We start from the raw sequence: 10,157 nt of genomic DNA, 5'->3' as shown, positions 1-10,157 counted from the left end.
GGCGGCGCAGCGTGGTGCAGCGCTGGCCGGCGGTGCCCATGGCGGCAAAGGCAACGGCGCGCACCGTAAGATCGAGATCGGCGGAGGGGCAGACGATGGCGGCGTTGTTGCCGCCCAGCTCCAGCACCGCGCGGGCAAAGCGGGCCGCCAGCTTCGGCCCCACGATGCGGCCCATGGCGGTGGAGCCGGTGGCCGAGACCAGCGGCACGCGGGCATCGTTCACAAGCGCCTCGCCGATGTCGCGCCCGCCGATCAGCAGGCCGGCAAGCCCCGCCGGCACGCCGCCGAAGCGCTCTGCCGCACGCGCGAACAGCGCCGTTACCGCCAGCGCGGTGAGCGGGGTCTTTTCCGACGGCTTCCAGATGACGGAATCGCCGCACACCAGCGCAATCGCCGCATTCCACGACCACACCGCCACCGGGAAGTTGAAGGCCGTGACCACGCCGACAGGCCCCAGAGGATGCCAGGTTTCGGCCATGCGATGGCTCGGCCGCTCGGTGGCGATGGAAAGGCCGAACAGCTGGCGGGAGAGGCCGACCGCGTAATCGCAGATGTCGATCATCTCCTGCACCTCGCCGAGGCCCTCGGACACGATCTTGCCGGCCTCGAGGGTGACGAGGCGGCCGAGATCGGCCTTGGCGGCGCGCAGTTCCTCGCCGAGCAGGCGGATCAGCTCGCCGCGCCGCGGCGCCGGCACGCTGCGCCACGCCAGAAAGGCCTCGTGGGCCGATGCGATCACCGCTGCGGCGCCGGCCGGGGTGGTCTCGGTCAGGCAGGCGATCACTTCGCCGGTGATCGGGGAGGAAACGGCAAGCGTGCCGCCGGAAAGCGCCGCCGGGTCCACGCCCAGCCGGGCGAGGATCTCCGCCGTCTCGGTTGCAAGGGCGCCTGCGGTTTCCGCGCTCATGATCGTTCCTTCCGTTCCTGCCGGCCGGGCCGGACTGAGGGGCAAATATTTCTGCGCCCTGTTGCGCCGTAAAGCGATATGTTGTCAAAGGATCATGAGCTTTTGGAATGACCCTGCATGAACGCGCTCTGCCCGGCCTGCCGCCATCTGCCTGCCGCGACAGGAAAACCGCGGTCATGAGCCGGGGCCGCCTGCCCTCCGTTGCCGCGCTTCAGGCCTTTGAGAGCGCGGCGCGGCACGGCAGCTTTTCGCGTGCGGCGACCGAGCTGAACCTCACGCAGGGCGCCGTCAGCCGGCAGATCCGGCAGGTGGAGGACCTGACCGGTGTGATGCTGTTCGAGCGCGTGCGCCAGCGCGTGGTGCTGACGGATGCCGGCCGGCTTTATTTCAGCGACGTCACGCGCCTGCTGCACGACCTGACCGAGGCCACCCACCGCGTCTCCGCCTTTGCCGGCGGGGCGGGCACGCTGAACCTTGCGGTGCTGCCCACCTTCGCCACCCGCTGGCTGATGCCGCGCATGCCGGATTTCCTCGCCGCCCATCCCGACGTGACGGTGAACTTCACCGTCCGCCTCACGCCCTTCGACCTCGGGGCCGAGCCGTTCGATGCGGTCATTCATTTCGGCGCGCCGACCTGGCCGGGGGCGATCTGCGAACCGCTGATGCGCGAGGAGATGGTGCCGGTGGTGGGCGCGGGCTTTCGCGCCCGCCACGGTATCGAACGCCCGGCCGATCTGGCCCGGGCCACGCTGATGCACCAGAGCACGCGGCCGACGGCGTGGGGCGACTGGTTCGAGAAGGCCGGGCTCGATGCCGCAGCCGCCCGCCGCGGGCCGCGGTTCGAGCAGTTCTCCATGATCGCACAGGCCGCGGTCGCCGGCCTCGGCGTGGCCCTCGTGCCGCGTTTTCTGGTGGAAGAGGAGCTGAAGTCGGGCCGGCTGGAGATCCTGTTCGACCTGCCGCTTTCCACCGACAAGGCCTATTTCATCGTCTACCACGAGCAGCGCGCCGGCTCGTCGCTGGTGCGCGGCTTCACGCGGTGGATTCGCACCGCCGCCGGAACGCTTTAAAGCGTTCCGGCGTGTTTTATCCGTGATCCCGCATCAACCGCGCAGCGCAGCCGCCGCCGGCTGGCGATAAGCCATGGCGGCCGGCACCGCGGCAATGACCGCCGCCACCAGCAGCAGCAGGCCGGCAAAGGCCCAGTCGCCGGCCACGAATTCCACCGGCAGCGCCACGCCGCTTTTCTGCGTGAAGGCGGCGGAGATGATGCGGGCGGCGACATAGCCGAGCGCGAAGCCGGCGGCGATGCCCGCCGCCACCAGCGCGAGGATCTCGATCCACACCAGCGCAAAGATCGAAACCCGCGGCGCGCCCAGCGCCCGCAGCGCCCCGATCTGCCGCCGCCGCTGCGAAAGATGCACCACCGTCACCAGCATCACCGCCGCCGCCACCAGCGCCTCGGTGCCGAGCGCGATGACGGTCAGCACCGAGCGCACGTCGCCCAGCGTGGCATAGAGCCGGGTCAGCACCTCCGCCGGGAACACGGCGAGCGTGCCTTCGCCACGGCGATAGTCGTGGCGCAGCCGATAGGCATCGGCAATGGACTTCGGCTTGACGAGAATGGCCGGCACGCCGGGGCTGTCGTCGGCCCAGGGCGGGCCGGGATGATCGGGCGCGGCGGCGTCCCGGTCTGCGGCATGATCGTGATCCGTCTCATGATCATGATCCGCTATATGATCGTGATCTGCTTCGCTGCCGTGATCTGCCTCATGAGCCGCGCCGGTGGCCCCGGCCTCGTCGTGATGAGGGCCGCCGAGCCCGTGGATGCGCCACACCGCCTCGATGGGCACGAGGATCGCCCGGTCCCACGGCGTGCCGGTCGGCGCCATGCGGCCGGTCACGGTGTAGGCAAGTTCGGTGTGGGTGTGTCCGCCTTCACCGGCAAGGCCGTGCATCGGCTTGACGATGTCGCCGATCTGCAGCGGCGCCAGCGCCCCCGCCACCGCCTCGTTCAGGCGGCTGAACACCCGGCCCTCCGTCAGCGCGCCGCCGGCCGCCACGAACTGCGCGGTGGAGCCGACCACGGGCAGGCCCTCGAAACTGTCGCCGAAGCCGACCGGGGCCGCCCACGCCACGCGCGGATCGCGCGACAGAGCGGCCAGCACGCTGCCCCTGACCAGCGGCAGCGGCGCGGGCTCCAGAAACACCGCCGAGAGCACCAGTTGCGTTTCGCTGCCCGGCGCGCCGACGACGAGGTCGAAGCGGTCCGCCGCCCGCGCGCTGCCGAGCCGCAGCGCGCGCTCCTGAAGCGTGACCGCCACGCCCAGCGCGGTGGCAAAGGCGATCAGCAGCACGATCACCACCCCGCCGACCCACAGCCGCTTCAGATCGGCTGCAATCAGATGAAACGGGATCATGCCGCGGCCTCCGCGCGGGCATCGGCCACGATCCGGCCCGCCTCCAGCCGGATGATGCGGGCCATGCGCCGCACCAGCCGGTCGTCATGGGTGACCGCGATCAGCATCGCCCCCTCCTCGGCCGCAAGGTCGGCCATCAGACCGGCGACCACCCCGCCCGCCGCGGCATCGAGGCTGGCGGTCGGCTCGTCGGCCACGATCACTTTCGGCCGGCGCAGCAGGGCACGGGCCACCGCCACGCGCTGCATCTCGCCGCGCGACAGCGTTTCCACCGGCTGTTCCGGCCGCGCGATGCCGACGCGCGCCAGCAGCGCCAGCGCCCGCCCGCCCGCTTCCGCCGGCAGGCGAAAGGCGCGCAGCCGCGCCGGCAGCAGCACGTTTTCCAGTGCGCTCAGCCCGGCGAAGAGATGAAAATCCTGCATGACGAGACCGACAGTCTCCGCACGGAAGCGGTCGCGCGCCGCCTCGCCCATGGCCGCCAGATCGTGCCGGCCCCACATCACCCGCCCGGAAGCCGGCTTTTCCAGCCCGGTGATCACGTTGACCAGCGTCGACTTGCCGGAGCCCGACGGCCCGGTAATGGCCACCGCCTCGCCGGCGGCGATATCGAGCCGCGGCACGTCCAGCACCGGAGCCGCGAGGCCGGGAAAGGACACCGTGACGGCTTCAAGCCGGAGCGAAACCATGGCGATACCTCAGGCCGGAGAGAAGCGCGCCGCCGTCAGGCGGATGAGGCTGACGAAACCGGTCTCCGGATCGGTCCACGAGCCGACCTCCAGCGTGCCCTCCACGTCGATGGGGGCGTTATACTGCACGAAGGTCTGTTTCTCGCTGAGGTAGACGACGACGATATCCTCCGGCCAGTCCGCATCCGACGAGCAGAACGGGCAGATCGACAGCGGCGTGGAAGACAGCACGAAGAACTTCGCCTCCGCCTTCAGCGGCGGGGCCATGAAGCCGCGCATCGCCACCGGCTGCCCGGTCAGGGCCTTCAGCTTGTCGGACAGCGTCAGGCCGAGAACGCTGACCTTGCCGTAAAGCTCGTCGAAGCCGAGGCGCGGCAGGGCCGCCTGCACCGGCCCGCCGCCGGCCAGAACCAGACCGAGACCGCCAAGCGCCAGAAAGCCGCGCCGGCTCAGACCCGTTGCACCGCCTGTCATCGCATTCCTCCGCAAACGCAAACGGGACCGGCGAAAGGCCGGTCCCGCCAAGCCGGTCAGGCCGGCTCTCAGTTCTTCGCACCGAGGGCGAACACGTCGGCCATCACGCGGAACACGTCGGAGTTCTCCATGTAGCCGCGGAGCATTTCCGAACCCGGGCCCTGCGCCTGCAGCACCACGTCGTCGACCGCGTGAACGCCGGTGTCTTCCGAGCGCGGCGTGTTGCCGATGCGCAGCACCGCGCCGGGCACGGTCTTGTAGGCCTCGTTCGCCACATACTCGCCCTTCTCGTTCTTCACGGCCGGCACGAAGGTGCCGTCCATCTTGGGACGGAAGGTCTCGTAGTAATCCGGGAAGTTGTTGGAGAACACGGCCAGACGGCGGCTGACGTTGATGGTGTCCGGATAGCCGTCGCCGTCCTTGTCGGTGTAGTTCGGGAAGCCGGCGTCCTGATAGGTGCCGACCTTTTCGCGCATGGCGATGCCGGGGGTGATGGTTTCCGAACCGGTCACCTGCGCGTTGTTGCTGACCTCGGGCACCACGGTGCCCGGCTTGTCGTCATCGACGGTGCCGATGATCGAAACGCCGTGGGTGTGGTCGGCGGTGGCGATGATCAGCGTATCGGGATGCGTCTTCGCATAATCCTGCGCGATGCCGACCAGCTTGTCGAAGGTGATGGTCTCGACCATGGCGCGATCGAAATCGAGCGGGTGCTCATACTTGTCGATCAGAGCGCCTTCCACCATCAGGAAGAAGCCGTCCTTGTCCTTCTCAAGGATGTTCAGGGCGGCCTTCATCATCTCCACTTCGCTCGGCTGGTCGGGGAACTTCTTGGCCCCCTCAAGCCCGAGCTGCATGTTGACGGTGCCTTCCATGTTGCCGGTGGAGAACAGGCCCAGCACCTTCTCCGTGCCCGGCTCGCCGGCCACCTTCGCCAGTTCGTGCTTGTCGGCAACGAACGGATAGCCCGCCTCGCGGAACTTGGCGATGTAGTCGGTCTCGTCCTTGCGCTTGGAGCCCGGCGTGCTCTTGGGCAGGAAATAGGCCGAGCCGCCGCCGAGGATCACGTCCGGCTTCACGTCGTAGAACATGCCGACGATTTCCGGCTTGTCGGCGCGGCGGCGGGTGTGGGAGACGACGGCCGCCGGGGTGGCGTCCTCGATCTCGGCGTTGGAGACGATGCCGATGGACTTTTCCGGCGCGGCGCGGCGGATCGCTTCGGCGATGGTTTCCTGATGCGGCTGGTCGAGCGAGCTCTTGGCGCGGGTGGCGTAGACGCCGAGTGCGTTCACGGCCGACTTCTGGCCCGTCATGTAGGCCGACATGGTGTTGGCGCTGTCGGCGGCAATCGAGTCGGTCGACGACGTGCCGATGAAGGCCATCGCCGGCAGGGTGTCCATGTTCAGCCGGGCGTTCGCCTTGCCCTCGGTATTGCCCTTGGACATGATGCGCGCGCCGGTGCGCATGGAAACGGTCATGCCGTCGCCGAGCAGGAAGATGATGTTCTTCGCGCGGGCATGCTGCGGCGTGCCGAACACATCCCACTTCACGCTGGAGCGGTAGGTCTTGCCGTCCGCGCCCTTGCCTTCCGCCTCAACGGTATAGTCGCCGGGGATCTCGATGGAGACCTGCTTCAGCACCAGCGAAGAGCCGTCCTTGCCGTTCTCGTTCTCGATATAGACCGGCTTTTCCCGGAAGACCTCGGCGAACGGCTTGCCGCCCACGGTGAGGCGGATATCGCCTTCCTTCACCACCGCCGGGAACTCGACCTTGAGGTCGAACTTGCCGCCGGAGAGCAGCGTGGCGCGGTTGATCGGGAAAATCTTGGTGGCGGTGCCGTCGTCAGCCTCAAGCTGCTTGGTCTCGCCGGTCTGGGCAAAAGCCACACCGGGAATGATGGCCGTGGCCGGAATGAGGGCAAGCGCAAGGGCTGCCAGCCAGGAGTGTCGCATGTCGTCCGCCAATTTGCTGACAAGGGAACCGGATCGGGAACGGAGCCCGGAAACAACCGGCCGGCGAACCCCTTGCGGGGCGGCCGGCGATTGCGGCGGAAGATAGGCAGCGTGCATGTCAGCGCCGTGAACGCCGCCGGCTAAACATGTCGCCGGGGCGGCTCAACCTCCTGAATGATATAACATTTCAACCCGACGACGCACCGCCGGGCAGGCCGGGCATGAGGGGCGCCCATCGGCCGGGCCGCCGCCGGCTCAGGGCAGATTGTCGCGGATGTAGATGCCGATGCGGATGCGCTCCTGCCCTTCCACAAGCGGCACGCCGGTGGCGTGGGCCACCAGCACGCGGGCGGCGGAGCGAATCTCGTGGCCGGGGTTCTGGTCGATCACCACGTCCATCGCCCCGGACATCAGCCAGGCGCGCGAATGGGCGGTCAGTTCATGGCCGATGAAGACCACATCCTGCGCCCGGCCGCTCGCCTCCAGCGCGGCAACGATGCCGCGGTTGCCGGCGCCGAGGGAATAGATGCCGATCAGGTCCGGCCGCTCGGCCAGCATGTCGCCGGCAACCGCGCGGTTGAGGTCGAAATCGTCGCGCGTCTCGCGCGGCGGCAGCACCACCATGTCGGGGAAATGGGCGGAAACCACCTGCTGGAAGCCGAACAGCCGCTCGGCCTGATCGCGCAGGGCGAACGACCCGGCGATGACGCCGATAGCCCCCTTGCGGCCGCGGTTGAGGCGCACCATCAGCGTGCCCGCGGTGCGGCCGGCGGCGGAGTTGTCGATGCCGACGAAGTGCTGACGCCGCGAGGCCGGCACATCGGAAACCACCGTCACCACCGTGACGCCGCGCGCCACCAGCCCGTCGATCGCCTCGCGCACCGCCGGATGGTCCAGCGCCACCAGCGCAACGCCCTGATAGCAGGGATCGAGGGTGTCGAGAGCCGCGGCCAGCACGAAGGGATCGAACACATCGACGCGGCAGACATCGATTTCCGCGCGCTGATCGGCCAGCCAGCCGGCCGCCGACGACGCCTCGCTGACCAGCATGGAGGCGAAGGACGTGTTGCGGGTGGGCAGCAGGAAACAGAACCGCAGCCGCGTTGCACGGGCAAGCCGGGCCGCCAGCGGATCGGGCCGGTAGCCCAGCCGGTCGACCGCCTCCTCAACCCGCCGGACAGTGTCGGCGCGCACGCCCGGGCGCCGGTTCAGCACGCGATCCACGGTCGCAACGCTTACTCCCGCCTGTCTGGCGACATCCTGCAGCGTGGCGCGGCCCACTCCCGATCCTCCAAAGCGCTTCGACGGCTTCTGCGCAGACACCAGCCCGTGCCGGGCCCTGCCGTTTGCGGCCGGCCCTGTGGCCCTGCACCGGACCGTCACCGCTTCGCGATGGTGACGAACTCTGATTCGGGTTGCCGTGCAAGGGGACCGGCCCGCCCCGAGCCGGACGGGGAGACCCGAACATGGCCTGCCGGCGCCGCCCCTGCAAGACGGCGATGACCGGATTTCCTCAATCCCTGATGTACGCCGCTCAGCCGCGGCCGCCGCGCCGCCCCGCGGCCGTGCCGGGTTGGCCCGGCCGGCAGGCTCGCCTATGGTGGGGTGAGAGCGGCGGTGCCGCGAGACAAGCCGGCGAGACAAGGCGATTTGCATGACAGAGCCCGAGACGCCCCGCGGCCCGGTACAGGCAGACCTCGACCCCAGGGACTGGCCGGCCTTTCGCTCTCTCGCCCACCGCATGCTTGACGACATGATCGACCACGTCGCCCATGTCCGCGACCGCCCCGTCTGGCAGCCGATGCCGGCGGCGCTGCGCGCCGAGCTGCACGCCCCGCTCGATGACGAGGCCGCCGGCCTTGAGGCGGCCTATGAGGATTTCAGCCGCCTGATCGCGCCCTATTCCACCGGCAACCTGCACCCGCTGTTCATGGGCTGGGTGCATGGCGGCGGCAACCCGGCGGCGATGATGGGCGAGTTGCTGGCGGCCGGGCTCAACGCCAATCTGGGCGGCCGCGACCACGCCCCCATCGAGCTTGAACGGCAGGTGATCCGCTGGGCGGCGCGCATGCTGGGCTTTCCGGACGGCGCCGGCGGGCTGATGGTGACCGGCAGTTCGATGGCCAATTTCATGGCCGTGCTTGCCGCACGGCGCCACATGCTGGGCCCTGCGGTGCGCCGGCGCGGGCTGGGCGAGGCCCGTCTGGTGGCTTATGCGCAGACCGGCGTTCATGCCTGCCTGCCGCGCGCCATGGACATGGCGGGCATCGGCGCCGACTGCCTGCGCCGCATTCCCGCCGATGCCGACCGGCGCATGAACCTCGGCGCGCTGGAATCGCAGATCGCCGCCGATCTCGATGCCGGCCTGACGCCGTTCCTCATTGCCGGCACTGCGGGCACAGTCGATTCCGGCGCCTTCGACGATCTTGCCGGCCTTGCCCGCATCGCCCGGGCGCGCGGCCTGTGGTTTCATGTCGATGCCGCCTTCGGTGCCTTTGCCGCGCTGTCGCCGAAGCTGAAGGGGCTGGTGGAAGGCATCGCCAATGCCGATTCCGCTGCCTTCGATTTCCACAAATGGGGGCAGGTGCAGTACGACGCCGGCTGCCTCGTCGTGCGCGATCAGCAGACGCTGCTCGATACCTTCGCCCAGAACGCCGACTATCTCAGCCAGGAGACCCGCGGCCTTGCCGCCGGCGCGCCGTGGCCGTGCGATCTGGGGCCGGATCTGTCCCGCAGCTTCCGCGCGCTGAAAGTGTGGATGACCATCCGCACCCACGGGGCCGAAGCCCTCGGCCGCGTGGTCGAGGCCTGCTGCGAGCGGGCGGCCGAGCTCGTTGCCCGCATCGCGGACGAACCGCGGCTGGAACTGCTCGCCCCCGCGCCGCTCAATGTCGTCTGCTTCCGCGTGCGCGACGATCGGGATGCCGATGGCCTGAACCACGCCGTCGTCATCGCCCTGCAGGAAAGCGGCCTTGCGGCGCCCTCCACCACGCGCATCGGCGGAGCGCTGGCAATCCGCTGTGCGTTCGTGAACCACCGCACGGTCGCCGCCGATATCCACCGGTTCGTGGATGCCCTGCTGGCCACCGCAGACCGGCTGCTGGCCGCCCGCGACGCCTGACGGCGCGGTTCAGGCCGCGGAGGCGGCGTGCGGCAGCCCGTCGCTGCCGGGCCGCACGCCATCCGGCCCGCTGCCGCCGGCGGCACCGGGCTCCGCCTTCGCATCCCGGGCGCCCTTGCCGGCCTTCGATTTCGCAGCGCCCGACTTTTGCGGCGCAGCACCGGGCAACGCCGCACCGGCCGGCGCGGGGCCGGCAGCACGGGATTTCGCCGCCCCGGCGGCGCGCTTGCTGCCGGCGGCCTTGCCGGCACCGGCCTTTGCAGCCGCCTTGCCCGTGAGCGGCTTGTCCGATGCCGCCTTGCCCGATGCAGTCTTGCCCTCGAGCATCTTGCCCTCAAGCGTCTTTCCCGTCGACGCCTTGCCCGTCGATGCCTTGCCCGTGAGAGACTTGCCGGTGAGAGACTCGCGGGCCGCCGTCTTTCCGGTCGCAGCCTTGCCGCCCTCCGGTTTGCCGGCCTCCGGTTTGCCGGCCGCAGCCTTGCCCGACGCCGCTTTACCGCCGGCTGGCTTGCCCGCCGGTTTGCCGGCGCCCTTCGGGGCGGCCGCCTTTACCGCACCGCCGGCTCCGGCCCCCTTGCGCCCGGCATTTTTGCCGCC

Annotated in this window: 9 protein-coding genes; 2 read left to right on the top strand and 7 right to left on the bottom strand. The window is 69.7% G+C overall.

The window, feature by feature from the left end; genetic code table 11:
• On the bottom strand, positions 1-907 hold a 907-nt coding region (locus tag V7067_RS07430; protein ID WP_334175252.1), incomplete at its 3' end, for an aldehyde dehydrogenase family protein.
• A 176-nt stretch (positions 908-1,083) separates the two neighbouring features.
• Here V7067_RS07430 and V7067_RS07425 point away from each other — a divergent pair.
• Positions 1,084-1,977: a LysR family transcriptional regulator gene (locus V7067_RS07425; protein ID WP_334175251.1), complete on the top strand. Its 894-nt coding sequence runs from the start codon at positions 1,084-1,086 to the stop codon at positions 1,975-1,977.
• Positions 1,978-2,010: 33 nt separating this feature from the next.
• On the opposite strand, the gene V7067_RS07420 is transcribed toward V7067_RS07425, so the two are convergent.
• The 5 genes from V7067_RS07420 to V7067_RS07400 all read right to left on the bottom strand — a co-directional run bounded on the left by V7067_RS07420 (position 2,011) and on the right by V7067_RS07400 (position 7,762).
• Positions 2,011-3,327: an ABC transporter permease gene (locus V7067_RS07420; protein ID WP_334175250.1), complete on the bottom strand. Its 1,317-nt coding sequence runs from the start codon at positions 3,325-3,327 to the stop codon at positions 2,011-2,013.
• On the bottom strand, positions 3,324-4,013 hold the full coding sequence (locus V7067_RS07415; protein WP_334175249.1) for an ABC transporter ATP-binding protein: 690 nt from the start codon (positions 4,011-4,013) through the stop codon (positions 3,324-3,326). The genes V7067_RS07420 and V7067_RS07415 overlap by 4 nt, the downstream gene beginning before the upstream one ends.
• Positions 4,014-4,022: 9 nt before the next feature.
• Positions 4,023-4,487 (bottom strand): hypothetical protein, encoded by a 465-nt coding sequence (locus V7067_RS07410; RefSeq protein ID WP_334175248.1) that lies wholly within the window; start codon positions 4,485-4,487, stop codon positions 4,023-4,025.
• A gap of 68 nt (positions 4,488-4,555) precedes the next feature.
• Positions 4,556-6,439 (bottom strand): alkaline phosphatase, encoded by a 1,884-nt coding sequence (locus tag V7067_RS07405; protein ID WP_334175247.1) that lies wholly within the window; start codon positions 6,437-6,439, stop codon positions 4,556-4,558.
• Between the two features lie 255 nt (positions 6,440-6,694).
• A complete protein-coding gene (locus V7067_RS07400) occupies positions 6,695-7,762 on the bottom strand; it encodes a LacI family DNA-binding transcriptional regulator (RefSeq protein ID WP_334175246.1) in 1,068 nt (355 codons plus the stop codon).
• A 331-nt stretch (positions 7,763-8,093) separates the two neighbouring features.
• Between V7067_RS07400 and V7067_RS07395 the strand changes: the two genes are divergently transcribed.
• On the top strand, positions 8,094-9,560 hold the full coding sequence (locus tag V7067_RS07395; RefSeq protein ID WP_334175245.1) for a pyridoxal-dependent decarboxylase: 1,467 nt from the start codon (positions 8,094-8,096) through the stop codon (positions 9,558-9,560).
• Between the two features lie 9 nt (positions 9,561-9,569).
• Here the strand turns inward: V7067_RS07395 and V7067_RS07390 are convergent.
• Positions 9,570-10,157 (bottom strand): hypothetical protein (locus V7067_RS07390; protein ID WP_334175244.1); only part of this gene is annotated, 588 nt, incomplete at its 5' end.

It is taken from the genome of Pseudoxanthobacter sp. (assembly GCF_036822375.1).
GTDB lineage: Bacteria > Pseudomonadota > Alphaproteobacteria > Rhizobiales > Segnochrobactraceae > Pseudoxanthobacter.
This window is presented reverse-complemented; position numbering and strand designations above follow the sequence as displayed.